We start from the raw sequence: 23,840 nt of genomic DNA on the forward strand, positions 1-23,840 counted from the left end.
AATCCTTCCCAAAATCACCGAGATAATCACAACGAACGGCAGTGCTGGCGTTCGGACGCGAAACAGAATGCCGACTATATGGAAACATCACAAGGCGGCGATCCGAAACGCTCAGACGCAGTCCAAGAACTCAACCTACCGAAGCTTCGCCCTCAAGCTAGCATCCGGAAAACAGAGACGCCCGCCTCATTCAGTCCTGTGCTGTAAAGCGTAACACAATCCCCCTGTTTAACGCTAAAAGATGATTGTTATTATCTTGTTTTTCCAAAGGCGAGCGGATATACCGCGCCTGCAATTCTATGGCTCTTTGCCGATACAACAGAACTGGAAGTTTTCCGTGAGCGTTTTGAAGCCTTTTTTGACCATTTCGAGTATTATGGCTGTTCTCGGCCTGAGCGTTGCTCCTGCCTTGGCTACGCCGACACAATATCCGCTGACGCTTGAAAATTGCGGCGCGACGGTTGTTTTTCCGAAGGCTCCTGAGCGTGCTGTTGGCCTCGGGCAGAACAGCGCGGAAATCATGTTGATGCTTGGTCTCGAAGACAAGATGGTTGGCACGGCGTTTTGGCCGAGCAAGGTTTTGCCGGAGTTGGCGCAAGCCAATGCCAAGGTCAAGCTTCTGACTGTCGAGTTCCCGACGTTCGAATCCATTCTCGCGCAGAACCCGGATTTTGTGGCTGCGGCTTTGCCGACTTTGATTGGCCCGACGAGCAAGGTTGCCAAGCGCGAGGATTTCGAGAAAGTTGGCGTGCCGACCTATCTTTCGCCCAGCACCTGCCTCAGCACTGATAAGGTCAAAAACGAATATGGCAGCCGTGACCAGCTTTGGAACATGGATTTGCTCTACAAGGAAATCGACGAGCTTTCGCAGATTTTCGATGTTGCAGATCGTGGTCAGGCACTGATTGCCGATTTCAAGAAGCGTGAAGCCGCGCTGCGCTCCAGCGTTTCCAAGGATGGCAAGACATTTTCCTATGTCTTCTGGTTCTCCAGCCAGTCGCCCAGCGCTGACGCCTATCTCGGTGGCAAAAATGCAGCTTCCGGCTTCATCGCCGATCTGCTCGGCGGCAAGAACGCCATCACCGCTGAAGCGGAATGGCCGACGCTGGGCTGGGAAGGCATCATCGCTGCCAATCCCGATGTCATCGTCGTGGCGAGCCTCGACCGTAACCGCTGGGAACTGGACAAGCCGGAAGCCAAGATCAAGTTCTTGAACAGCGATCCGGCGGTCAGCCAGATGCCTGCCGTCAAGAATAAGGCTATCGTCGTGATGGACGGCCAGGCAATGAACCCCACCGTCCGCACCCTGTATGGTGCAGAGCAGGTTGCTGAACAGCTCAAGGCACTCGGCCTGTTGAAGTGATCGAGACGCGCCATCCTTTCCAACGGTTGGCCACTCTGGGCGGTCTGCTTTTGGCCTCCCTTGCGGCCATCGGCCTTGTGGTTGGTGTCAGTGTCGGAATCGGCGATCTGCCGATTCCGCTCGCGACTACCTTTACATCCGTGACCAACCGTCTGGGCTGGACGGCGGTGGAACTAAACCGCATCCACGAAACGGTCATCTGGGATTATCGTCTCAGCCGCGCGCTGGTCGCTGCCTTTTGCGGGGCAGGGTTGGCGATTTCTGGTGCGATTATGCAGTCGCTGCTGCGCAACCCGCTGGCTGAGCCCTATGTGCTCGGCATTTCGGCGGGCGCCTCATCCGGCGCGGTTGCGATTGTCATTCTCGGTATTGGCTCGGGCGCGGTTTCCCTTTCGGCTGGCGCGTTTGCCGGTGCCTTTGCCGCCTTTCTTTTCGTCGCACTGTTATCTAATGGAACGCGGGGCGGGGCTGATCGCACCATTCTTGCCGGCGTTGCGGCGTCGCAGCTTTTCAATGCCGCAACGTCTTACATCGTTACCACCTCGGGCAACGCGCAGCAGGCGCGTGATGTGATGTTCTGGTTGCTCGGCAGTTTTGGCGGTGTGCGTTGGCCGGAATTCATGCTGGTTTCGGTGGTGGTCGGTTTTTGTCTGGTCGCCTGCCTTTGCTATGCGCGGGTGCTGGATGCCTTTGCTTTCGGTGATGAGGCGGCGTCCTCGCTTGGCGTCAATGTCGGTCGCGCGCGCATTCTTCTCTTTGCCCTGACAGCTATGATGACTGCTACCATCGTCAGCATGGTCGGCTCGATTGGTTTCGTCGGCCTCGTTGTGCCGCATGCGGCGCGTTTCGTCGTCGGGCCGCTCCATATCCGGCTGTTACCAGCCTGCGCGGTGGTTGGGGCGATTTTCATGGTGCTTGCCGATATTGCCGCACGCATTCTCGTTCCGCAGCAGGTGCTGCCGATTGGTGTGGTCACGGCGCTTGTCGGCGTGCCCTTCTTCTCCGTCATTCTCTACCGGTTCCAGAAGTCATCATGAGCATTCGGGCGGATAACCTCACTTGGAAGATTGGCCGGAAGACCGTGCTTGACGGCGTGTCTTTTGCCGCCGAACCGGGAAAGATGCTAGGGTTGCTGGGACCGAATGGTTCTGGCAAGACCTCGCTTCTGCGGCTTATCGCCGGGCTGAAACAGCCGCATTCGGGCATCATTACGCTTGAAGACCAAAACCTCACCGCAATCGGACGGCGGTCCATCGCCCAGCGTGTTGCCTTCATCGAACAGCACGCGACGACGAACTCTAATCTGCGCGTTGTGGATGTTGTGAAGCTGGGTCGGTTTCCGCATCGCTCCATGTTTTCCGGCTGGACGCGCGCCGATAGCGACGCGGTGGAAGAAGCGCTGGAGCGGGCCGGAATGGTGGCCAAGCGCGATGAGCGTTGGCAAAACCTCTCCGGCGGTGAAAAGCAGCGGGCGCATATTGCCCGCGCGCTTGCGCAGACACCGAAAGAACTCATTCTGGATGAGCCGACCAACCATCTCGACATCCAGCATCAGATCAGCCTCATGCGCCTCGTCTGTAGCTTGCCGATCACAAGCATTATTGCGCTCCACGATCTCAACCATGCAGCAATGTTCTGCGACACGCTGATCGTCTTGCAGGATGGCAAGATCGTCGCGTCCGGCACACCGGAAGCAGTTTTGACGCAGGAACTGCTGAAAGACGTGTTCTGTGTCGATGCGCGCGTGGAAACATCGCCGCACCATGCCAGACCGCATATTCATTATCTGGGTTGAGTGCTGCGAAGCATGGCAGGCGATGCGAGGCATTCCGTCGCGCGTGAGAAATAAACCAGTCTGACGATGGCGCTGACCATCGTTTTTCGGCTAGGATCAATCAGCCAAACAGACTGGACAGCATTTTGGACTCCAAGATCAGCATATCCGACCGGCGCGAAAGCTTGCGGGATCAACAGATTTCGAGCGAGTTGGACGAAATCCACCAGCGAACCTTCGAGTATTTCTGGCTCGGCAGTCATCCTGCATCCGGCTTGGCCAGAGACCGTATGCGCTCCGATGGAACGTCCATCAACGAGATCGCTTCGATTTCGGGCACCGGCTTTGCCTTCATGGCCATTATTGTCGGTGTCGAGCGGCAGTGGATCACGCGGGATCAGGCGCTCCAGCGTGTCACAACCATGGTTCAGACGTTGAGAGGGGTCAAAAGGTTTCACGGAGCATTTTCGCATTTTCTTCACGCGGAAACGCGTGAGGTCATTCCGTTTGGCCCAAAGGATGACGGCGGCGATCTGGTGGAAACCAGCTTTCTATTGCAGGGGCTTATTTGCGCGCGCGAATATTTCTCGCGGCCCACATTGGCAGAAACGCGGTTTCGCAGCCTCGTTCACGATATCATCACCAGTGTCGAATGGCGCTGGTACACGCGTAGAACCGATGGTCCGTTGTGGTGGCACTGGAGCCCGAAATTCCGCTGGTGTTTCGACATTGCCGTCAGCGGATGGAACGAGGCGCTGGTCTGTTATGTGCTGGCTGCTGGCGCAGAAAGCCATTTCATAGAACCTGCCAATTATCATCAGGGCTGGGCGCGCTCCGGGGCGATGATCAACGGCAACACCTATCTTGGTACCTTCCTGCCGCTGGGAGAGCCCTATGGCGGGCCATTGTTTTTGTCTCAATATTCCTTTTGCGGGCTTGATCCACGCGGCTTGTTGGACCGCTATTGTAATTACGAAGAACAGGTCAAAGCCCATACGCGCATCAATTACGATTATGGCCGCGCCAAATATCCGGATCAAGATTTTTGGGGCATGACGGCAAGCGATGGACCCAGTGGATATGAGGTCCACTCTCCCACGCAGGATGATGGTGTGATCTCGCCCACCGCCGCTCTATCGAGTTTTCCGGTTCTACCGGAAGAGGCGGCGAAAGCCGCGCGCGCCTTTCTCAACTACAAGAACGGAAAGCTCGTCGGGCGATATGGCTTTGTCGATGCCTTCTCGCCCGCGACTGGCTGGGTTGCCGATACGCATCTGGCTATCGATCAGGGGCCGGTGGTCGCGATGATGGAAAACCATCGCTCCGGCATTTTGTGGACCCTGTTCATGAACGCGCCGGAGGTCCAGCGCGGCCTTGATCGGCTTGAATTCAAGCGAGATAGCCAGCAGGTCTGACGCCGCTTAATCCCGCGGCATGCCTTCCGGACGTGCCATGCGCCTTTGTGCACCGATACGGAAGGGCGCATTCATGGCGCCATAGCCATTATATTGCCCACGCCGCTCCACTATTTCGAAGAAGAAACCTTCGCCGAAGGTCTGGCTGTAAATCTGGAAATATTCGCCATTGTCATCGCGGTCATAGAGAATGCTGGAATCGCGCAGCGCATCCGAAAATTCTGGCTCGAGGCCGAAGCGGGCTTCGAGATCGTCATAATAGTTCCGCGAAATCGGCAGTGCCTGAAAGCCGCAGGCATGCAGCTGTTTTGCCGTCGCAAAAATATCGTCGGTGGAAAATGCGATGTGCTGGATGCTGGTACCGAAACCTTCCGCCAGGAATTTGCCGGCAAAGGTTTTGCGGTTGTCTGCACCGTTCATGGTCAGGCGGAAATCCGGCTTTGGCAGGCTTTCGATGGCCTGACTTCGCACGAGCCCGCCGGGCTCCACCACATCAACCATCGGCGTGCGGCGCATAGAGAAGATCGAGGTGTAGAACAAAAGCCAGGTCAGCATCTCGTCATAGCGGGTGGTCTGGGCCAGATGGTCGATCCGTGTTAGTCCCGCATTGCCAGTGTTTTCCGGTGCCAGCGGCACGAATTCCTGCTCCCAGATGGAAGACAGGGCAGGAGAGTTGTCGAGGAAGTAGATGACACCGTTGCCAACACCTTGAATGGCCGGGATAGATGCCTCACCGCTTTTGCGCGGCTCGAAGAAGGTCGGGGCGCCCAGCGCTGCCGCGCGCTCCAAGGCTGCTGCCGCATCATCGACCTTGAGGCCGAAGGCATAAGCGTTGGTGCCGTGCACGGAATAGGACGCACCGGCGAAACTGTCGCCCGTGTTATCCGTGTTGATGACAATGCGGATGTTGCCTTGCGTATAAAGCTCCACTTCTCGATTGCAGTGGCGGGCGGATTTGCTGAAGCCCAGCGTGGCAAGCAGTCTTTCGAGCCCGGCTTTTTCAGTAGCGCCCGTCGTGAACTCCACGAATTCGACGCTCGTCGTTTCCACAGGGTTGGGCATTTCCGGAACCGCGATTTTGATGTCAGGCTCCAGACGCTGCACCTTGTCCATGAGGTTGATCAGCGAGCGGTGGCCATCTTCCGCCAACAGGCGGGCGGAGCCGCCACGGAACTGGTCGTTGAAAATCTCAAGGGATAGCGGACCGGAATAGCCCGTTGCGGCAACCGCGCGCATGAAATCCACCACCGGCAGATCGCCTTCGCCCGGCATGTTACGGAAATGGCGGCTCCAATAGAGAAGGTCCATGTCGAACAGGGGCGCATCGGCCAATTGCACGATGAAAATCTTATCGCCGGGAATGGAGCGGATAGAGTTCGGATCGATCTTGCGCGACAGCGTGTGGAAACTGTCGAGAATAATGCCGACATTGCTGTGATCAGCGCGGCGCACTACTTCCCAGGCATCGCGGTGGTCGCTGATATGGCGGCCCCAGGCAAGAGCCTCGTAACCAACGCGCAGGCCGTGTTTGGCGGCACGTTCGCCGAGCTCGTGGAAATCATTGGCAGCGCGATCAATGCCGCCGAGTGAAATTTGTGAAACATTCGAGCAGATCAGCATGAGATCAGTGCCGAGTTCACCCATGATATCGAACTTGCGCTCGGCCCGTTCGAATGCGCGCTGCCGGTGCTGATCCGGCATGCCTTCAAAATCCCGGAACGGCTGGAAGAGCGTTATTTCCAGTCCGTGATCGCGCACCATGGCGCGAACCTCGCGGGGGGAGGCATCATAGGTCAGAAAATCATTCTCGAAGATTTCAACGCCCGAGAAGCCTGCCTTGGCAATGGCTGCCAGCTTTTCGGGAAACTCTCCGCTGATGGAAACTGTTGCGATGGAAGTCCGCATTGGCAGCTTTTGCTGCTCCGTGCCAGAGATGACCATATTGCCTTCCTTTCCGGTGTTATGTACTGATTGGTTAATAAAGACGGTTTCAGTTTGGGATGGGCTGACCGATTATGGGTGGACGATGACAAAAGCCGCGACTTCGAACACGCCGGGCGCCACGCGCCAGGCAAAGCGCGACCCTGAAGGCGTTCGACGCGATATTCTCTCGGTTGCGATGGACGAGTTTTCGCAAAACGGTCTGTCCGGCGCGCGGATCGATGAGATCGCAGCGCGCACGCGCACATCCAAGCGCATGATTTATTACTATTATGGAGACAAGGAAGGCCTCTATCAACAGGTGCTTGAAGAAGCCTATGCCAAGGTTCGTGGTGGTGAAAGCGATCTGGAGCTGGACGGCATGGAGCCGCGCGCTGCGCTGGAAAAGCTCTGTCGTTTCACTTTCGATCACCATCGCCGGAATCCGGCTTTCATCCGCATGGTCATGATCGAGAACGTCCACCATGGGCGGCACATGCAGGCGTCCGAAACGATCCGCCAGCTGAACCGCCCGGCTATCGAGGCGCTGGAAAGCGTGCTTGCGCGCGGCCAGAAACAGGGACTGTTTCGCACGGGTATCGAAGCGCTGGAACTGCACTGGCAGATCAGTGCGCTGTCCTTCTTCAATGTCTCGAATGCCGCCAGCTTCTCGTTCATTTTCGGCAACAGCCTGTTTACGGAAGACGGGCAGGAAGCCTTGTCGAAGCATGTCGCGGACATGGTGTTGCGCTATGTGCTTCGGTTCGATCATGAGGATGCTACCAAAACCGGCGGTTCGTGAAACGCGTCATGCGATGGCCTCGCGCTCGCACAGTTCCTTGAAATGCGCACTCATCCGGGCCGGGTCAGGCTCCTGGCCGGAAAACAGCCGGAACGCACCGACGGCTTGAAACACCGCCATGCCGCCGCCCGGCAATGTCTCGCAACCCTTCTCGGCAGCTGCGGCGAGCAGTGCCGTGATCAGCGGCATATAGACGATATCGGCAACCCAATGACGGCTTTCAAGCAAGGCCGCAGGCACGGGCATGCCGGGATGCGCTGGCATGCCGACAGGTGTGGCATGGATCAAACCATCCGCATGGGGAAGAGACGCTGCCGGGTCATCGACGGCAAACGCCCGGATGCCGCCGAAGCGCTCATTCAGCTTTTCCGCCAGTTGCTCAGCGCGTTTGATGTCCTGATCGAAAACATCGAGACGGCCGATCTCGAGCTTCAGCGCGGCATGGGCAACGGCCACGCCCGCACCGCCCGCACCGATCAACAGCGCGCGGTCGCGCTTGGCATTCGGCAGCCCGCGCTTGAAGCTCTCGTAAAAACCGTACCAGTCGGTATTGTGACCAGTGCGCTTTCCATCTTGAAAGACCACCGTATTGACGGCACCCAGCATACGCGCGTCATCCGACAGTTCGTGCAGATGGGAAATGACCTGCTGTTTGAATGGGTGCGTAACATTGACGCCCGCAAAACCCCTTCCTTCGGCCTCATCAAGAAGCTCTGGCAAAGCGCTTTCCGGCACATGTCTGGTGTGTATATCGATCAGCTCATAGGAATAGTCGATGCCATGCGCCGCGCCTTCTTTGATGTGCATGGCAGGTGTCTTGGAAAGCTGGATATCGGCACCGATCAGGCCGACCTTCAATGATGTTTTGTCTGTCATGGCTGGGCATTACTCATCGGACGGGAGTGACGAAAGGCATCGCAATTTTTGGAGAAAAAACGCCCATCAATGATGGGCGAGGATTTCACCGAGGAACGTGCGTGTTCGCTGATGTTTGGGGTCGCGGAAGAATTCTTCCGGTGGGGCTTCCTCTATGATCTCGCCGGATGCCATGAACACGACGCGGTCGGCAACCTGTCGGGCAAAGCCCATTTCATGCGTCACGCAGATCATGGTCATGCCGTCACGGGCAAGGCCAATCATCGTATCCAGCACTTCCTTGACCATTTCCGGGTCAAGCGCCGAAGTCGGCTCGTCGAACAGCATGGCTTTCGGTTCCATGCACAGCGCACGCGCAATCGCGGCGCGCTGCTGCTGTCCACCGGAAAGCTGTGCCGGGTATTTGTCGGCCTGGTCCAGAATGCGAACGCGCTCCAGATACTTGCGCGCCGTCTTCTCGGCGTCGGACTTGGAAAGACCCTTGGCCCGCATGGGAGCCAAGGTGCAGTTTTCCAGAATGGTCTTGTGCGGAAACAGGTTGAAGTTCTGGAACACCATGCCGACTTCCCGGCGCACCGTGTCGATGGCACTGGCGGAATCAGTCAGCTTGGTTCCCTCGACGGTGATCGTACCCTTCTGGATTTCCTCCAGATGGTTGATGCAGCGGATCAGCGTCGACTTCCCCGAACCGGACGGCCCGCAAAGAACGATTTTCTCGCCTTTGCGAACCGAAAGGTTGATATTTTTCAGCGCATGAAAGGCTCCATAACACTTCTCCACCCCTTCAAGAGCGATGAGCGGAACCTGCGCGGCGGTATCTTGCGGCATGGTAGCCTCCTGATTACTTGGCTGTGAACGAAATGTCTGGCAGGGATTCCGGGAATTTCGGAACCTCGCGCTTCATCCACTTGCTGTAGATCTTGGCCAGTTCGCCATCGCCCTTGATCTTGACGAGGAAGGCGTTGATCGTTTCGTTCCAGTCCTTTTCGCCCGGACGGGTGCCAGCGCCGTTGTAAAGCGTGGTCAGATCGAACTTGGTCTCATATTTGCCAGCGGCTGCGGCATTCAGACGATCGCCATAGAACTGGTTGCCGCCAACAGCTTCAACCTGACCGGAGATCAAAGCCTGGATGTTTGCAGCGTCATCGTCAAAGCGCAGAATATTGGCCTTGGTGCCTGCACCGGCGGTGATGGCGGTGTCCATCGCGCTGGACTTCGGCACGCCGACAGCAACGCCCGTCAGGTCGTCGTAACCGGCAATCTTCTTGTCTTTTGGACCATAAACCGAAAGAACGTTACCGGCATAGGGCTGGGAGAACTGAATGGTCTTGGCGCGTTCTGCCGTCATGCCCATGGTGGCAAACAGAACATCGACCTTGCCGGTCATCAGTGCGGGAATGCGGTTGGCAACGGCCAGCGGAACGAATTCTGCCTTCACGCCGAGGTAATCAGCAAAAGCCTTGCCGATATCGGCGTCGAGGCCATCCTGAACGCCTGAGGAATTGACGAAGCCCCAAGGGGAATTGTCACCCTGAATACCGATGACGACTTTGCCCTTTGCCTTTGCTTCCGCCACCGTACCGGCGAATGCATCGACCGGTGCGACGAAGGGCAGGGCAGTGATTGCTGCGGCAAATGCGAGCAACGCGCGGCGGTTCATTTTCATGCTCTTGGATTTCATCTTTTGCTCCTCCTTACAAAGCTGATGAGAGTGATTTAGCGGGATGCCGTTTGCATCCGCTTTTCGACACCGGCGCCCCATAGCGAGAGCGGCCAGCAGATGAGAAAATAGATCAGGCCGACGATGGCAAAGACCGTCAGTGGCTTGAATGTCTGGTTGGAAACGATCTGCCCGGCGCGGGACAGTTCAACGAAGCCGACGATGGCAGCAAGCGACGTGCCCTTGATGAGCTGCACGAGAAAGCCGATGGTCGCAGGCAGGGAAATTTTGAAGGCCTGCGGCAGTACGACGTCTTTCATGCGGGAAACATAGTGCAGGCCAAGCGCCTTGGCGGCTTCCGTCTGGCCTTTCGAGACGGCCTGAATGCCGCCGCGCCAGATCTCGCCAAGAAAGGCGCTGGCATGCAGGGTGAAGGCAATCGCAACGGCAATCCAGGCATCGATGTTCAGGCCCACCAGACCCACGCCGTAATAAACGACGAAGAGCTGCATCAGAAGTGGTGTGCCCTGAAAGACGGCAATGTAACCGGCAGTCACACGCTGACCAATCTTGCTCTCAGCCGTTCTGGCAAGCGCGACGCAAAGGCCAAATACGCCACCGCCGATAAAGCCGATGATCGTCAGTGCAATGGTCCATTTCAGACCCTGCATCAGGAAAAACAATTCGTTGGGACCGATGGATGTCATTGTTTTTACCTCACTTGACCGGATAGCTGAAGGAAAGGCGCGAAATCAGCGAGAAGATGCCCATCATCAGAGAGGAAATAACAAGATAAAGAAGCGTGATGGAGAAGTAGACCTCAAACGACCGGAAGGTTTCTGCTTCGATCCGCTGCGCAACCGAGGTCAACTCATAGGCTGCGATGGATGTGCAGACGGAGGTCGTCAGCGTGAGCATGATGAACTGGCTGGTCAGCGAGGGATAGACCGCGCGCAGCGCAGGTTTCAAAATGATGTGGCGGAAGATTTGCGCGCGGCGCAGCCCCAGCGCTAGACCGGCCTCGACCTGACCTTTCGGCACCGCATCGACACCGCCGCGAATGATTTCGATGGCATAGGCCCCGCCATTCAAAGCCAGCGCGACGATGGCCGTGGTCGTTGGGTTGAGGCGCAGACCGATCTGCGGAAGCGCGAAAAAGATAAAGAAGATTTGCACCAGAAACGGCGTGTTGCGGATGACTTCCACAAAGGCGATGACCAATGCACGAAGCGGCTTGAAGCCGGAGCTGCGGGCAATGACGCCGAGAATGCCGATGATCGTGGCGAGGAACATGCCGACGATTGCAAGCCCGATGGTGGCGAGGCTGGCAAAAAACAACTCGGGCAGGCGTTCGTACACCGCCGAGAAATCGAGCGTATAGGACATCTATCCTCCCCATTCCGACAACGCTTGTCTTGCGCTGCCCCATCCCGTTTCGTCTGCTTCCGATTGCCGGCGAATTCGCCTGCCTTATATCGGTTGCACTGAAAATCTACGCCTCCCGCGCTTTGACTTTCAGCAATTACAATGTTTGTACCAGTTAGTTCATTTCTGTCAAGCGCGGTAAATGCGCGATGTGGTGGATATCTGAAACCGTTTTTTAGCACTGCTGAGAGCGGTTTTTAAGGGCTTCTCGCGCATGAGAGTTTGGCCTGCCGATTTGAAACGCCACGCGTCGGTGGCGTCGCTACCTTTATGTTTTCCTTATGTGTCCTGCCCATCTTCCCAATCGAACCCTGACGCGGTCCGGATTTAGGGTGTTCTCCTGAACCAACCGGAGAAACCAATGTCCGACCTTGTTTTCGTTCTTCTCGGAAGTGCGGTGCTGATCGCTTTTGCGCTCTATGCACGCGCGCTCAACAGGCTGTGAGGGTGATGTGATCGAGCCTTTATTTGCGCTGGCCGTTGCCGCTGCCCTTGTCGTCTACCTCGTCGTGACGCTGCTGCGTCCCGAACGTTTCTGATTGTCTGGAGAATCCCCATGACCATTCTCGGGTGGCTGCAGATCAGCCTCCTTTTCCTTGCCGTGCTCATCACCGCCAAACCTCTCGGCCTCTACATGGCAAAGGTTTTTTCCGGTGAGCGCACCTTCCTCTCCCCATTGCTGAACCCGGTTGAGAAGGGGATATATCTGGCAGCGGGCACCAGCCCCAACAAAGAGCAGAGCTGGCTTGCCTATACGCTTTCCATGCTTGCCTTCTCGCTCGCCAGTTTCCTCTTTCTCTATACCATCCTGCGGCTGCAAGCCTATCTGCCGCTCAATCCGCAAGGCTTTGCAAATGTGCCATCGGATTTGGCCTTCAACACCGCCGTCAGCTTTGTCACCAACACTAACTGGCAGAACTATGCCGGTGAAGCGACCATGAGCAATTTCAGCCAGATGGTCGGCCTGTCGGTACAGAACTTTCTGTCCGGTGCGGTGGGCATAGCCCTTGCCGTGGCTTTCACCCGCGCCTTCGCACGCTCGCAGGCTACGACGCTCGGCAATTTCTGGGTCGATATGACCCGTGCGACGCTTTACGTCCTGCTACCGCTCGCCATCATCGTCGCACTCGTTTTCGTCTGGACCGGCGTTCCACAAACACTAGACAGCAGTGTCACCGCAACCACGCTGGAAGGCGCTCAGCAGGTTATCTCGCTGGGACCGGTTGCCAGCCAGGAGGCCATCAAGCAGCTGGGCACCAATGGCGGCGGCTTCTTCAATGCCAATGCCGCGCATCCCTTCGAAAATCCGACTGCCTTTGCCAACTACCTCAATATCTACGCCATGTTAGCCGTCTCCGCCGCGCTGGTTTACTGCTTCGGCCAGATGGTCGGCAATCGTCGGCAGGGCTGGGTTCTGCTTTCCGCCATGGCCTTCCTGCTGATCGCAGGTGTCGTGACAATCTATTGGGCGGAATCTTCCGGAAACACCATTTTGACCGCGCTCGGCGTCGATGCCGCGCAGGGCAATATGGAAGGCAAGGAAGTTCGTTTCGGTCAGGCCATGACGGCGCTTTATGCAGCGGTAACCACTGGCGTGTCCAATGGTGGCGTCAATGGCATGCTCGGCTCCTTTACCGGACTTGGCGGTCTGGTGCCGATGTTCCTCATCCAGCTGGGTGAAATTCTGCCCGGCGGTGTCGGCTCCGGTCTTTACGGCATGCTCGTTTTCTCGCTTCTGTCCGTCTTCGTCGCCGGGCTGATGGTCGGTCGCACGCCGGAATTTCTGGGCAAAAAGATCGAAGGTCGCGAGATGAAATGCGCCATGCTGGCGGTTCTGATCCTGCCCGTTGCCATCCTCGGCTTCTCGGCAATCTCGGCAGTCCTGCCGGGGGCGGTTGCCAGCATCGGCACGGCGGGTCCGCACGGGCTTTCGGAAATTCTCTACGCCTACACTTCTTCTGCCGGCAACAACGGCTCGGCCTTCGGCGGCCTTTCGGGCAATACCACCTGGTACAATACGACGCTTGGGCTTGCCATGCTGCTCGGTCGTTTCGCTTACGTCATTCCGGTCATGGCCATTGCCGGTTCGCTGGCCGCAAAAGTCCGCGTTCCCGCCTCCAATGGAACATTCCCGACGGATGGGCCGCTGTTCGTTGGTCTGCTGATCGGCATCATCATCATTCTCGGCGGGTTGCAATATTTCCCGGCTCTGGCCCTTGGCCCCATCGTCGAACATTTCGCGATGCTTGCCGGTCAGACGTTCTAAAGGACAAAATTCATGTCACAAAAGCCAGCAAAACCTGGTCTTTTCGATCTTTCCATCATCGGGCCCGCCGCACAGCAGGCCTTCGTGAAGATGGACCCGAGACAGCTCATGCGCACGCCGGTCATCTTCGTGACCGAGGTAGTGGCGGCGATGGTCTCTGTCCTGTTTCTGCGCGATCTCGTCACCGGCAACGGCACGGCAGTTTTCTCCGGCCAGATTGCCGCCTGGCTGTGGTTCACGGTTTTCTTTGCTACCTTTGCCGAAGCCGTCGCTGAAGGCAGAGGCCGCGCGCAAGCGGAAAGCCTGAAGCGCGGACGGTCCGATCTCACTGCCCGACGTATTGGTGCCAATGGCGAAGAGGAGGCGGTGCCCGCCACTGCGCTGAAGGTAGGGGACGTCGTCATCGTAGATGCCGGGGAGCTTATCCCCGGCGATGGTGAGGTGATCGAGGGTGTCGCTTCCGTCAACGAAAGCGCCATCACCGGTGAATCCGCGCCCGTTATCCGCGAATCCGGCGGCGACCGTTCTGCCGTCACCGGCGGCACGCAGGTTCTGTCCGACCAGCTCAAAATCCGTATTACCACGCCACAGGGCGCAAGCTTCGTGGATCGCATGATTGCGCTGATCGAAGGTGCAGAACGCCAGAAAACGCCAAACGAAATCGCGCTTTCGATCCTGCTATCGGGCCTGACGCTGGTGTTTCTCATCGTCGTCGTTACCATCTGGGGCCTTGCAGGCTATTCGGGCACGGTCCTCACGGTCACCGTGCTGGCTGCCTTGCTTGTAACCCTCATTCCAACGACAATCGGCGGTCTGCTCTCGGCCATCGGTATTGCTGGTATGGACCGCCTCGTTCGCTTCAACGTCATCGCCACCTCCGGTCGTGCGGTCGAGGCGGCGGGCGATGTGGATACGCTGCTGCTGGACAAGACCGGCACCATCACCTTCGGTAACCGTATGGCGTCCGATTTCATTCCCGCACCGGGCGTCACACCGCAACAATTGGCCGAAGCCGCCCTTCTTGCCAGCCTCTCCGATGAAACTCCGGAAGGCCGCTCCATCGCTGCGCTGGCAACGGGTGAGTTCGGCCTAGCAACACCGAAGGCCGTGGCCGATCAAACCATCGCTTTCAGCGCACAGACGCGCCTGTCAGGTATCGATATGGGCACCCATCGTCTGCGCAAAGGCGCAATCGATGCCGTGCTGAAATTCACAGGCATCTCGGACAAGGAAGCCCCGGCTGAGTTCATGCAGGCCGTGGACAGTGTCGCCAGGTCAGGCGGTACGCCGCTCGGCGTGGCCGATGGCAATCGTCTGCTTGGCGTCATTCACCTCAAGGACGTGGTGAAGCCTGGCATCAAGGAACGTTTCGCGGCACTGCGTGCCATGGGCATCCGCACCGTCATGGTCACAGGCGATAACCCGGTCACTGCCGCCGCTATCGCCTCGGAAGCCGGTGTGGATGACTTCCTGGCCGAAGCAACACCCGAGGACAAACTGGCCTATATCCGCCGCGAACAGCAAGGCGGTCGCCTGATCGCCATGTGCGGCGATGGCACCAATGATGCGCCAGCGCTGGCGCAGGCCGATGTCGGCGTGGCCATGCAAAGTGGCACGCAGGCGGCACGCGAAGCCGCCAACATGGTCGATCTCGACTCCAGCCCCACCAAGCTCATCGAGATCGTTGAAATCGGCAAGCAGCTTCTGATGACCCGTGGCTCGCTGACGACCTTCTCCATCGCCAATGATGTCGCCAAATATTTCGCGATCATCCCTGCTCTGTTCGTCACGACCTATCCGGCACTGGCGGCCTTCAACATCATGGGCCTGTCCACGCCGCAATCGGCCATTCTTTCTGCCGTCATCTTCAACGCGCTCATCATCATCGCGCTCATCCCGCTTGCGCTGAAGGGCATCGCCTACCGGCCAACAAGCGCCGCGTTGCTTCTGCGTAGAAATCTCCTGATTTACGGTCTGGGCGGACTGCTGCTGCCATTCGCCGGAATCAAGATCGTCGACCTCGCCGTTTCGGCCATGCATCTGGTGTAATCATGTTCAAACTTCTCAGACCCGCTTTCGTTTTTCTCGTCTTGCTGACACTCGTAACCGGCGTTGCCTATCCGCTCGCCGTCACCGGCATCGCCCAGACGGTGATGCCGGAACAGGCCAATGGTAGCGTCATTCGTCGTGGCGATGCCGTAATCGGTTCGTCCCTTATTGGCCAGAATTTCACATCAGAGCGTTACTTCTGGCCTCGTCCGTCCGCCACATCGCCGGACCCTTACAACGCCTCCGCCTCGTCCGGCTCCAATCTCGGCACCACATCGGCCAAGCTGCGAGACCGTGTGGAAGGTGATATCGGACGGTTAAGTGCTGCGGGCATCACCGGCTTAGTTCCAGCCGAAGCTGTCACCACATCCGGTTCCGGCCTCGACCCCCATGTCACCCCGGAATTTGCCGAAGCGCAGGTTGCGCGGGTGGCACTTGCGCGGCAGCTAGCGCCGGAGCAAATTCGTGCGCTGGTTCAAAGCCATACGCAAGACAGGGTGTTTGGAATTGTCGGCGAACCGCGCGTGAATGTGCTAGAGCTTAACCTTGCGCTGGATGCGCTCAAGAGCTGATACGGATGCCGACAAACGAGCCCTACGAGACGAACCGTCCCGACCCTGACGCATTGCTTGCCCTGGCGGATAAAGACCGCCGGGGCAAGCTGACGATTTTTCTGGGTGCAGCCCCCGGTGTCGGCAAAACCTATGCGATGCTGAACCGGGCTCAGCGATTGCGTGCTGACGGTACGGAGATCGTCGTCGGGCTGGCCGAGACCCATGGCCGTAGCGAAACCTCGGCCCTTCTGGAAGGGCTGGAAATATTGCCCCGCCTTTCCGTGTCCTACCATGGCAAACAATTGGAGGAGTTCGATCTGGATGGCGCGCTGGCCCGAAAGCCCCGCATCATCATCGTGGACGAACTGGCGCATTCCAACCCGGAAGGTTTCCGGCACCCCAAGCGCTATCAGGATATCGATGAACTCATCGATGCCGGTATCGATGTGTGGACGGCGCTCAACATCCAGCATCTGGAAAGCCTGTCCGATCTTGTCGCCCAGATCACCGGCGTCAATGTGCGCGAGAGAATTCCAGATACGGTGCTGAAAAGGGCCGATGAAGTCCTGCTTGTGGACTTGCCACCCGCAGAGCTGATCACCCGTCTGCAGGACGGCAAGGTCTATCTACCTGCCAGCGCGCGCCGCGCCGCAGACCGTTTCTTCCGGCTTGGAAACCTGACAGCGCTCAGAGAACTGGCGCTGCGCCGCACGGCAGACCGGGTGGACGATCAGATGATCGATTATCTGCGCCAGAACGCCATCGAAGGACCATGGGCCACGGCGGAAAGGCTTCTCGTCTGCATCGGTGCCGATGATCTGTCCGAAAAAGTCGTCCGCGTTGCCAGCCGCCTTGCCTCGGGCCTCAACGCGCCTTGGCTGGTCGTCAATATTTCCCATTCCGACCGGGAAACCATGAATGACGAGGATTTGCGACGCATAGACGATACCTTCCGGCTGGCGGAAAAGCTGGGTGCCGAAACACGGCGTGTGACCGGCAGCGATTTCGTGACCGAAATCATGAAACTCGCCAAGCGCGAACACGCCACACAGATCGTCATCGGATCCCATTGCCGTCAATGGTGGCGAAACCCGCTGCGCACAAGCCTTGCCGATGCGCTGACCCGGGAAACGAGCGGCATCGGCCTGCACCTCGTCACCGCCGATGAAAAGACGTCGCATCGTGCCAGGCCAAAACCGGTCTGGCCGCGCCTTCCGACACTCGCCAAGCCCTTCGGTATTGCCTTTTTATGCGTGCTGCCCGCCGCCTTGATCGGCGCGCTGATCGACCGTATCGTCTATCTGCCGAATATTTCGCTGCTGTTTCTCATCGCCGTGCTCGGTGCCGCCACCTATGCCGGTTTCGCCGCCGCCTTGATGGCAGCACTACTGTCTGCGCTCTCCTATAATTTCTTCTTCATTCCGCCGCTCTACACCTTCACCATTGCCTCGCCGCACGAGGTTTTTGCGCTCTTTATCTTCGTTGTCGCAGCGGTTCTCGCAGGCAGCCTCGGCTCGCGCATTCGCGAACAGGCAAAGACGGCGCGCTCTCGTGCCGCCGCCATGCAGGCACTTTATGATTTCGCCCGCAAACTATCCGGTACAGCCGATGTCGATGAAGTCCTGTGGGCCGCGGTCACGCAGCTGCACGCAGGTATCAATCGCAACATCGTTCTGCTTCGGCCCAATGGCGACGCTCTGGAAACCGCAGCGGCATGGCCGCCGGATGCGGAGCTGGGCATCGCCGAAATCGCTGCCGCCCGCTGGGCCAACACGAAGAAGGAACCAGCCGGTGCCGGGACCGGCACTTTGCCGAATTGCCGTTTCCAGTTTAGGCCGCTTACCAGCCCGCATGGCGTTGTCGGCGTTTGCGGTTACGAGGTTGGCGATGAGGCGCTGGATTCCAATGCCGAGCGCATGTTTTCCGCCATCATCGACCAGACGGCAACGGCCATCGACCGCGCGCGCCTTTCCTCGGAAAGTGCCGAACAGTCACTGCGGCTGGAAAGCGAACGTTACCGGGATGCCCTGCTATCCTCCATCTCCCATGATCTGCGCACGCCGCTTGCAACGATTACTGGCGCGGTGACCAGCCTTCGCGAACTGGGCGAACGGATGACGCCGGAAAGCCGCGACGATCTTTTGCAATCCATCGAGGAGGAGGGGGCACGGCTCAGCCGCTTCGTCGCCAACCTGCTGGATATGACGCGGATTTCCACGGGCACCCTCAAAGCCAAGCGGGATTGGGTGGATCTGGGTGATGTCGTGCGTTCGGCAACCGAGCGGGCGCGGAAATATTTTCCGGCCCAGACCTTCGAAACAGGCATCGCAACAGATCTGCCCTTGATGCGGGGAGACAGCGTGCTGCTTGAACAGGTTCTGTTCAATCTTCTGGACAATGCCGCCAAATATGGAGGCGGTGAACCCGTCAATATCTACGTCCGCAGGGACGGAAAAGAGGTGGCGATTTCCGTGACAGATATGGGCAAGGGCATTCCCGCTGCCGATCTCGACCGCATTTTCGAGAAATTCTACCGACGTTCGAAATCCGACGGTCGTTCGCCCGGCACCGGCCTTGGGCTGTCCATCGCCCGCGGTTTCGTAGAGGCGCTGGGCGGGCATATTTATGCCGAAAGCCCCGCTGTCAGAAAGAGAGGCACTCGCATTGTCATGCGTTTCCCGATAGAGGAAAAAGACCGGAATTCAGGATCGCCATGACACTTGCCCGCATCCTTGTCGTTGACGACGAGCCGCAAATCCTGCGGTTTCTTCGGCCTGCCCTGGCAGCGGCTGGTTACGAAGTCATCGAAGCGGGAACCGGCGCGGATGCCCTGAAAGCGGTTGCCACCGCCGCACCTGAAGTCGTCATTCTCGATCTCGGCTTACCTGATATGGACGGCAAGGACGTCATCAGCAGTCTGCGCGGCTGGTCCACCATTCCCATCATCATTCTTTCGGCACGCGACCGCGAAACCGAAAAAATCGCTGCACTCGATCTCGGTGCCGATGATTACATCGAAAAGCCCTTCAGCATCGGTGAACTGACCGCCCGTATCCGCACCGCCATGCGCCATGTCGGCAATGCCAGCAAGACGCTGTCACTCGTCAATGCCGACGGGCTGACGGTCGATATGGTCCAGCGCATCGTTTCCCGAGATGGCAAGGCCATTCGGCTCACTCCAAAGGAATATGATCTGCTGACGCTTCTTGCCCACCATGCAGGCCGTGTCGTCACCCACCGAACGCTTTTGACCTCTGTGTGGGGTCCCGCGCATGAGGAAGACATGCATTATCTGCGCGTCTTCATTGGCCAGCTTCGACAGAAGGTCGAGCGAGATCCGGCCCAGCCCAGAATAGTCCAGACGGAGCCGGGTGTCGGGTACCGGTTGGTCAGCGATTAGTCCAGAGATCACACGCCTCAAGCTTCCTTGCGGGAAACCCACTCTGCCGCCGCATCGATGGATTTGAACTCGATCATCGAGCGTGAGGAGATCGATGGCAGTCGATCTTTTGCCATGGACGAAAGGTCACCGCCGGGCAGCAGTTCCAGCAGCGTCGTGCAGCCGATTTCCTTCAGGCTTTCCATGCAGCCCCGCCAATCGATGCGTGTTTCCAACTGTGCCGAAAGCCGTTGGATTGCCATGTCGCGCGAGCGGACGGAGGCGCCGTCGATGCCTGCCAAAACAGGGGCGGTTGGGTTTTTGAATTCCGTCTCTTCTAACGCCTTTGCAAAAGCCGAAACGGCGGTGTGCATCAGCGGTGTGTGAGACGCCACCTTCACGGGCAGACGCGTAACGTGTGCGCCATGCCGTTCGGCATCAACCGTTGCCGCTGCAATATTCTCTACGGGGCCAGCGACGACGAAGCGGTCGTCGCCATTGCAGATGGCGATATGGACGGTATTGGCAGTGCAGATCGGTGCCAGCGTCGCCTCGCGCAGACCACGGATGGCGATCATGCCTGATGGTGCCGGGTAGGCTTCATCCATCAGCTTTGCCCTGAGGCTTGCAAGGCGGATGAGGTCCTTCGCGCTGGTTGACCCGGCACAGCCATAGGCCGCCAGTTCCCCGATGCTGTAACCGGCGAAATAGGAGGGATATGGAACGGTGTGCTTGATAACGCTGAAAGCGGCCAGTTCGACCGCGCAGATCACCGGCTGGGCGATTGCGTTTTCGTGAAGACGCCCCTCGCTCAAAACCGCATCGATTGTGGCTCCCATAACATCATGAAAGGCATCGAACACAGTTGCGGCTTCGGGCTCGCCCCTCAGACGGTCGATCATATCGGGTGCCTGTGCGCTCTGGCCGGGGCAGAGGATGCCGAGCGTCATGGCAGCGCTTCCAGATCATGCAGGAAGATCGTGCAGGACAAGAGATCGGCAGCACCGCCGGGCGAAATCCGGCGGGTGCAGAAGGCGCGGTGAAGATCGGTTGCCCTCGCCAAATGATCCGGCGCGAACACGCCGCCTGATGACAGGAAATTACGCGCTTCTTTCTGCACATAATCGAGGCCGTCCCGGCCAGCGCGATGCAGAATATTCGTGTCGTTGAGGACGGACATGATGGCGAAGAAGCTTTGTAGCGAAGCGGCTGTTCGGCTGCCTCCGCGTTGTAATGCGTCCCGAAAGACTGGCAGCGAGACATCGCGAAGTACTGCATAACCACCCGCCGCCTGCTGCCGCGCACCATCGCCGCCATGTTTGGTAAGTGCGCGTGAGCCGTTGGAATCGACGGGCTCGCTAGCGAGAACATCGGCGCCCCACAGGTCGGCCACGGTCTGGCAAATAGCGTTAGCATCAAGCGGTAGATTGTTCGAAACGCGATATCCCGCAGCGGCTGATAAAAGGCCAAGATTGAAGATCGCGCCGCGATGTGTGTTGATCCCGGCCGTTGCAGCCATCATCCGCCGTTCGGCGTCGATGCCGAGTTTTTGCAAACTCGCGAAACCGTTCTCATTTGCCGAAGCGATCTGCGGGAAATAGCTTCTCAGCGAAAACAGGCTGCGCATAAAGGTCGCCATGGTCATGTCATTATGCGCGCCATTGTCGATGGGGCTGACGAGACCGGGCTTGGGGTAAAGCGCGAGTTCAGTATAAAGCGCCCGGATCGCCAGCCTGCCAATGGTGCGGCTGATATCGCGTGGGGCATCAGGTTGCTCGAGAAGGTTGGACAGCATCATATTCATGCGGCCATCCCTTCAAGCTTCATCAGTTTGGCCAGCGAGACCAGTTCCGGTCCGCCATGCCGCTTCACCAGCACATGAGCGGGTTGTCCGGCATATTCGCGCAGATTGAGGCCCGCCCCATTGGCGAGAACCAGTTCGCCATCCAGACGTGGCAGGCTATCCAGATTGAGTAGCGCCCAGATACCCGTGAGAGCATCGGTGCTTGCAGGCGCGACGACCAGAAGATCGAGGTCAGAGGTCGGGCGCAAATGGCTTTCGTCGGATAAATGCGACCACGCCAGCGACCCGAACACCGACAAAGAAAATCCGTGCTTCTCTGCCACCTTCAAAACTGCGTTTATCGCTGGTTGCCACTCGTCGGGAGCACTGCCTGCCGCAGCCTCAAGCGTCACCGGCGGCAAAAGCTTGTCGATGGCGTCCAGCCCCACTCGAAGCCCATAACGTTGTTTTTGCGGTGTCGAAACGCCAAGACGCACCGTGGTCACCTCATCGCCAGCGGTAGAAGAAGCAACCACCAGCGGACGACCCTCGTCGATCCAGTCGAAAAGCACATCGCCCCCTGCCATGCCGCAGGGGGAAATCTCCGCATGGTCGCGCCATGACGGTTTCAGGGTGACAAAGCGATGCCTGTCAGGCCGCGTCATGCCGCACCCGTTGAGAAACGGAGCGCGCCAAGGTGCGCCCTTTGCGCTGTTCGCCGTAGTCGCGGCGGGTGTCGCTGTTCGGGTCTTGCCGCTCCTCAAGCGCCTCCACCAAGGCGGCGGCAAGGTCGCCGTCCCAGGTCTCACGCACCGCACCCATAGCAACGTAATTGGCCACACCGGGCGCAAACACCGCGCTATCCTTCGACAATTCCTCCAGCCGCTCGACGGGAATTTTGGTGACGCGGGACATGGCAGGCAGGTTCATGACCCGCACCTCGGCCTCCGGCAGCGCATAGCACGCATCCGCCAGAAGGCTGGAGGACAGGAAACCGGCGCTGACAGCTTCACCATAGACGAGGCCGATGATCCGATGTCCACGCCTGCGCGCCACATCGATGCATTTTGCCAGATGTGCGATGTAGCCATTCAACCCAAGCAACTCATCGCGACGCGCCATTTTCTGCCCGGCGGTATCCACCAGAAGCAGGATCGGGCTTCCCGGACGCTCCTTCATGATACGGATGACTTCAGCCGCCATGCGCATGGCGAGATCGATCCCGATATGGGCTTTCTCACGCGTGCCGATGATCGATACGGTTTCGGAACCGGTCTTGGCGGTGCCTGCAAAGAAAAGGCCGTCGGAGGCGATGTCGTGTCCCTGTGGAAACAGGCAGTCGAACAGTGCTTCAGGCGTTATCATGCGCTTTTCCTCCCATCGACAGCCGTATGAAACTCCTCGGTCGTCATCAGCGGAATCTGCTCCACATTGGCTATATCCAGCCCCGACCAGATGTCGGTTGCGTCCTGCACGCCGCCAAAACGACTCAGGCGCGCAGCAAGCTCGGCATGTTCGGCTTCGATAGCCTCGAGATCGAGAGGTTTCGCCGTACCAAGGAGCGCAATCGCAGCCTTCCTGAACGCATCCATATCGTCAGAGACCAGCCCTGCCGTTTCGCCCAAAATATAACGGTGTTTGCCGCCCACGGTGCGCCAGACCAGCGCCTTGTCAGACGCATCAAACTCTTCCACACCCATGGTCGTCTCGATGACCTCAGGCCCGGAAAGACCAAGGCGGCCTTCTTCCGACATGACAATGGACGAGCAAAGACGCGACGCAATGCCCATGCCACCGAAGACGCCGTAGCGCCCGCCATCCAGCACGATCACCGGAATGCCCGCCGCACGCAGATTGAGGATTGCGCGCATGATTTCGGAGACGGCGATCAGCCCGGCATTGGCCTCATGCAGCCGCACGCCGCCGGATTCCAGTAGCAGCAACACTGCGCTCGGCTTTTCATCCAGCCCGCGTTCCAGCAAGCCAGTGATCTTGGCGCCATGCACCTCCCCCACCGCGCCGCCCATGAAGGCACCTTCCTGCGCCGCGACGAGAACGGGTTTGCCATCCAGCGTGCCCTTGCCCACCGCCACGCCATCGTCAAAGGCGGCAGGGGAGCCGAGAACACGCAAATGCGGGCTCATCATGCGGTCTTCCGGCGGCAGAAGTTCGATGAAACTACCTGCGTCCAGCAAACCATCGATGCGCTCGCGCGCCGTTGCTTCGTACCAACTCCTGCTCATGATGTCGCCTCGCTGCTTCTGCCCGAATAGGCGTGCAGTGCTTGGTCCAGCCGTAGTGCCACCACGGCGGGCGTGGCACCCGCATCGTTGATCGAAACCTTTACGTCGCCGATCTTCCAGCGGTCGAAGACATCGGATAGCACCGCCTGCCAGATCGTGCCGAAACCGACTGCCGCCGTTTCCACTTCCACGCGGCATTTGCCGGAGAGGTCGCAGGCTTCGACCAGAACCTCGAGATTTCCGGAGCCGAGAACGCCGGATAGAATGGGCTTGTTGCGCGCCGCCAGAACGGTGCCGCCCTCGAATTCATATTCCAGTTTTTCCATTGTCC

General features: G+C 58.5%; 24 protein-coding genes. 12 read left to right on the top strand and 12 right to left on the bottom strand.

Annotated features, from left to right (window positions below; all coding sequences use genetic code 11):
* The 5 genes from AC27VJ_RS14945 to AC27VJ_RS14965 all read left to right on the top strand — a co-directional run.
* The coding region (locus tag AC27VJ_RS14945; protein ID WP_488684694.1) for a hypothetical protein at window positions 1-207 on the top strand (207 nt) is incomplete at its 5' end.
* 169 nt (window positions 208-376) lie between these two features.
* Window positions 377-1,363: an ABC transporter substrate-binding protein gene (locus tag AC27VJ_RS14950; RefSeq protein ID WP_488684988.1), complete on the top strand. Its 987-nt coding sequence runs from the start codon at window positions 377-379 to the stop codon at window positions 1,361-1,363.
* Complete coding sequence (locus AC27VJ_RS14955; RefSeq protein WP_353579164.1) at window positions 1,360-2,400, top strand: FecCD family ABC transporter permease; 1,041 nt, start codon at window positions 1,360-1,362, stop codon at window positions 2,398-2,400. Before AC27VJ_RS14950 ends, AC27VJ_RS14955 begins: the two co-directional genes overlap by 4 nt.
* Window positions 2,397-3,158 carry an ABC transporter ATP-binding protein gene (locus AC27VJ_RS14960; protein ID WP_488684695.1) on the top strand — a complete coding sequence of 254 codons (762 nt, stop codon included), beginning with the start codon at window positions 2,397-2,399 and terminating at the stop codon, window positions 3,156-3,158. Before AC27VJ_RS14955 ends, AC27VJ_RS14960 begins: the two co-directional genes overlap by 4 nt.
* A 125-nt stretch (window positions 3,159-3,283) precedes the next feature.
* Window positions 3,284-4,552 carry a glucoamylase family protein gene (locus tag AC27VJ_RS14965; RefSeq protein ID WP_488684696.1) on the top strand — a complete coding sequence of 423 codons (1,269 nt, stop codon included), beginning with the start codon at window positions 3,284-3,286 and terminating at the stop codon, window positions 4,550-4,552.
* 6 nt (window positions 4,553-4,558) lie between these two features.
* Here the strand turns inward: AC27VJ_RS14965 and AC27VJ_RS14970 are convergent, their stop codons facing one another.
* Window positions 4,559-6,457, bottom strand: a complete 1,899-nt coding sequence (locus AC27VJ_RS14970) for a bifunctional sugar phosphate isomerase/epimerase/4-hydroxyphenylpyruvate dioxygenase family protein (RefSeq protein WP_488684989.1) — start codon at window positions 6,455-6,457, stop codon at window positions 4,559-4,561.
* Window positions 6,458-6,578: 121 nt separating this feature from the next.
* Here AC27VJ_RS14970 and AC27VJ_RS14975 point away from each other — a divergent pair, with 121 nt between their 5' ends.
* Window positions 6,579-7,274, top strand: a complete 696-nt coding sequence (locus AC27VJ_RS14975; RefSeq protein WP_488684697.1) for a TetR/AcrR family transcriptional regulator — start codon at window positions 6,579-6,581, stop codon at window positions 7,272-7,274.
* Window positions 7,275-7,280: 6 nt separating this feature from the next.
* On the opposite strand, the gene AC27VJ_RS14980 is transcribed toward AC27VJ_RS14975, so the two are convergent.
* From AC27VJ_RS14980 to AC27VJ_RS15000, 5 genes are all read right to left on the bottom strand, one after another.
* Entirely contained in the window at window positions 7,281-8,150 is an 870-nt protein-coding gene (locus tag AC27VJ_RS14980) for a shikimate dehydrogenase (protein ID WP_488684698.1), read from the bottom strand.
* Between the two features lie 66 nt (window positions 8,151-8,216).
* Window positions 8,217-8,978, bottom strand: a complete 762-nt coding sequence (locus AC27VJ_RS14985; RefSeq protein ID WP_488684699.1) for an amino acid ABC transporter ATP-binding protein — start codon at window positions 8,976-8,978, stop codon at window positions 8,217-8,219.
* Between the two features lie 13 nt (window positions 8,979-8,991).
* Window positions 8,992-9,831 (bottom strand): transporter substrate-binding domain-containing protein, encoded by an 840-nt coding sequence (locus tag AC27VJ_RS14990; protein ID WP_113089619.1) that lies wholly within the window; start codon window positions 9,829-9,831, stop codon window positions 8,992-8,994.
* A gap of 35 nt (window positions 9,832-9,866) precedes the next feature.
* Complete coding sequence (locus AC27VJ_RS14995; protein WP_113089620.1) at window positions 9,867-10,517, bottom strand: amino acid ABC transporter permease; 651 nt, start codon at window positions 10,515-10,517, stop codon at window positions 9,867-9,869.
* A 10-nt stretch (window positions 10,518-10,527) separates the two neighbouring features.
* Window positions 10,528-11,196: an amino acid ABC transporter permease gene (locus tag AC27VJ_RS15000; RefSeq protein ID WP_353579158.1), complete on the bottom strand. Its 669-nt coding sequence runs from the start codon at window positions 11,194-11,196 to the stop codon at window positions 10,528-10,530.
* Window positions 11,197-11,654: 458 nt separating this feature from the next.
* Between AC27VJ_RS15000 and kdpF the strand changes: the two genes are divergently transcribed.
* Genes kdpF through AC27VJ_RS15030 form a run of 6 tightly spaced genes read left to right on the top strand, consistent with a single transcriptional unit; the run spans window position 11,655 to window position 19,504 of the window.
* Window positions 11,655-11,774 carry a K(+)-transporting ATPase subunit F gene (gene kdpF, locus AC27VJ_RS15005; RefSeq protein WP_113089622.1) on the top strand — a complete coding sequence of 40 codons (120 nt, stop codon included), beginning with the start codon at window positions 11,655-11,657 and terminating at the stop codon, window positions 11,772-11,774.
* Window positions 11,775-11,791: 17 nt separating this feature from the next.
* Window positions 11,792-13,501 carry a potassium-transporting ATPase subunit KdpA gene (gene kdpA / locus AC27VJ_RS15010; protein WP_488684700.1) on the top strand — a complete coding sequence of 570 codons (1,710 nt, stop codon included), beginning with the start codon at window positions 11,792-11,794 and terminating at the stop codon, window positions 13,499-13,501.
* Between the two features lie 12 nt (window positions 13,502-13,513).
* On the top strand, window positions 13,514-15,550 hold the full coding sequence (gene kdpB, locus AC27VJ_RS15015; RefSeq protein WP_488684701.1) for a potassium-transporting ATPase subunit KdpB: 2,037 nt from the start codon (window positions 13,514-13,516) through the stop codon (window positions 15,548-15,550).
* Window positions 15,551-15,552: 2 nt separating this feature from the next.
* The gene (kdpC, locus tag AC27VJ_RS15020) at window positions 15,553-16,122 is read left to right on the top strand and encodes a potassium-transporting ATPase subunit KdpC (RefSeq protein ID WP_488684702.1); all 570 of its coding nucleotides are present in this window, start codon (window positions 15,553-15,555) and stop codon (window positions 16,120-16,122) included.
* Window positions 16,123-16,127: 5 nt separating this feature from the next.
* On the top strand, window positions 16,128-18,821 hold the full coding sequence (locus tag AC27VJ_RS15025; RefSeq protein ID WP_488684703.1) for an ATP-binding protein: 2,694 nt from the start codon (window positions 16,128-16,130) through the stop codon (window positions 18,819-18,821).
* Entirely contained in the window at window positions 18,818-19,504 is a 687-nt protein-coding gene (locus AC27VJ_RS15030; RefSeq protein ID WP_488684704.1) for a response regulator, read from the top strand. The genes AC27VJ_RS15025 and AC27VJ_RS15030 overlap by 4 nt, the downstream gene beginning before the upstream one ends.
* Window positions 19,505-19,521: 17 nt before the next feature.
* On the opposite strand, the gene AC27VJ_RS15035 is transcribed toward AC27VJ_RS15030, so the two are convergent.
* The 6 genes from AC27VJ_RS15035 to mdcC are packed head-to-tail and all read right to left on the bottom strand — an operon-like array spanning window position 19,522 to window position 23,835.
* Window positions 19,522-20,433, bottom strand: a complete 912-nt coding sequence (locus AC27VJ_RS15035) for an ACP S-malonyltransferase (RefSeq protein ID WP_488684705.1) — start codon at window positions 20,431-20,433, stop codon at window positions 19,522-19,524.
* On the bottom strand, window positions 20,430-21,287 hold the full coding sequence (mdcB, locus tag AC27VJ_RS15040) for a triphosphoribosyl-dephospho-CoA synthase MdcB (RefSeq protein WP_488684706.1): 858 nt from the start codon (window positions 21,285-21,287) through the stop codon (window positions 20,430-20,432). The genes AC27VJ_RS15035 and mdcB overlap by 4 nt, the downstream gene beginning before the upstream one ends.
* A complete protein-coding gene (gene mdcG, locus AC27VJ_RS15045) occupies window positions 21,284-21,931 on the bottom strand; it encodes a malonate decarboxylase holo-[acyl-carrier-protein] synthase (protein WP_488684707.1) in 648 nt (215 codons plus the stop codon). The genes mdcB and mdcG overlap by 4 nt, the downstream gene beginning before the upstream one ends.
* The gene (gene mdcE / locus AC27VJ_RS15050) at window positions 21,918-22,631 is read right to left on the bottom strand and encodes a biotin-independent malonate decarboxylase subunit gamma (protein WP_488684708.1); all 714 of its coding nucleotides are present in this window, start codon (window positions 22,629-22,631) and stop codon (window positions 21,918-21,920) included. The genes mdcG and mdcE overlap by 14 nt, the downstream gene beginning before the upstream one ends.
* Window positions 22,628-23,509, bottom strand: a complete 882-nt coding sequence (locus AC27VJ_RS15055; RefSeq protein ID WP_488684709.1) for a biotin-independent malonate decarboxylase subunit beta — start codon at window positions 23,507-23,509, stop codon at window positions 22,628-22,630. The genes mdcE and AC27VJ_RS15055 overlap by 4 nt, the downstream gene beginning before the upstream one ends.
* Entirely contained in the window at window positions 23,506-23,835 is a 330-nt protein-coding gene (gene mdcC / locus AC27VJ_RS15060; RefSeq protein WP_488684710.1) for a malonate decarboxylase acyl carrier protein, read from the bottom strand. The genes AC27VJ_RS15055 and mdcC overlap by 4 nt, the downstream gene beginning before the upstream one ends.
* Window positions 23,836-23,840 lie beyond the last annotated feature (5 nt).

This window comes from Agrobacterium sp. 20P9.1.2, from assembly GCF_057799395.1.

Excerpts from the sequence above, each read along its gene's own strand:
- AC27VJ_RS15030 (WP_488684704.1), top strand. The coding sequence starts at position 18,818 with ATGACACTTGCCCGCATCCTTGTCGTTGACGACGAGCCGCAAATCCTG.
- AC27VJ_RS15000 (WP_353579158.1), bottom strand. The coding sequence starts at position 11,196 with ATGTCCTATACGCTCGATTTCTCGGCGGTGTACGAACGCCTGCCCGAG.
- kdpF (WP_113089622.1), top strand. The coding sequence starts at position 11,655 with ATGCACGCGCGCTCAACAGGCTGTGAGGGTGATGTGATCGAGCCTTTA.
- kdpB (WP_488684701.1), top strand. The coding sequence starts at position 13,514 with ATGTCACAAAAGCCAGCAAAACCTGGTCTTTTCGATCTTTCCATCATC.
- mdcG (WP_488684707.1), bottom strand. The coding sequence starts at position 21,931 with ATGACGCGGCCTGACAGGCATCGCTTTGTCACCCTGAAACCGTCATGG.
- kdpA (WP_488684700.1), top strand. The coding sequence starts at position 11,792 with ATGACCATTCTCGGGTGGCTGCAGATCAGCCTCCTTTTCCTTGCCGTG.
- mdcB (WP_488684706.1), bottom strand. The coding sequence starts at position 21,287 with ATGAATATGATGCTGTCCAACCTTCTCGAGCAACCTGATGCCCCACGC.
- AC27VJ_RS14980 (WP_488684698.1), bottom strand. The coding sequence starts at position 8,150 with ATGACAGACAAAACATCATTGAAGGTCGGCCTGATCGGTGCCGATATC.
- mdcE (WP_488684708.1), bottom strand. The coding sequence starts at position 22,631 with ATGATAACGCCTGAAGCACTGTTCGACTGCCTGTTTCCACAGGGACAC.
- AC27VJ_RS15055 (WP_488684709.1), bottom strand. The coding sequence starts at position 23,509 with ATGAGCAGGAGTTGGTACGAAGCAACGGCGCGCGAGCGCATCGATGGT.
- AC27VJ_RS15035 (WP_488684705.1), bottom strand. The coding sequence starts at position 20,433 with ATGACGCTCGGCATCCTCTGCCCCGGCCAGAGCGCACAGGCACCCGAT.
- AC27VJ_RS14970 (WP_488684989.1), bottom strand. The coding sequence starts at position 6,457 with ATGCGGACTTCCATCGCAACAGTTTCCATCAGCGGAGAGTTTCCCGAA.
- AC27VJ_RS14985 (WP_488684699.1), bottom strand. The coding sequence starts at position 8,978 with ATGCCGCAAGATACCGCCGCGCAGGTTCCGCTCATCGCTCTTGAAGGG.
- AC27VJ_RS14990 (WP_113089619.1), bottom strand. The coding sequence starts at position 9,831 with ATGAAATCCAAGAGCATGAAAATGAACCGCCGCGCGTTGCTCGCATTT.
- AC27VJ_RS15025 (WP_488684703.1), top strand. The coding sequence starts at position 16,128 with ATGCCGACAAACGAGCCCTACGAGACGAACCGTCCCGACCCTGACGCA.
- AC27VJ_RS14995 (WP_113089620.1), bottom strand. The coding sequence starts at position 10,517 with ATGACATCCATCGGTCCCAACGAATTGTTTTTCCTGATGCAGGGTCTG.
- kdpC (WP_488684702.1), top strand. The coding sequence starts at position 15,553 with ATGTTCAAACTTCTCAGACCCGCTTTCGTTTTTCTCGTCTTGCTGACA.
- AC27VJ_RS14950 (WP_488684988.1), top strand. The coding sequence starts at position 377 with ATGGCTGTTCTCGGCCTGAGCGTTGCTCCTGCCTTGGCTACGCCGACA.
- AC27VJ_RS14960 (WP_488684695.1), top strand. The coding sequence starts at position 2,397 with ATGAGCATTCGGGCGGATAACCTCACTTGGAAGATTGGCCGGAAGACC.
- mdcC (WP_488684710.1), bottom strand. The coding sequence starts at position 23,835 with ATGGAAAAACTGGAATATGAATTCGAGGGCGGCACCGTTCTGGCGGCG.
- AC27VJ_RS14975 (WP_488684697.1), top strand. The coding sequence starts at position 6,579 with ATGACAAAAGCCGCGACTTCGAACACGCCGGGCGCCACGCGCCAGGCA.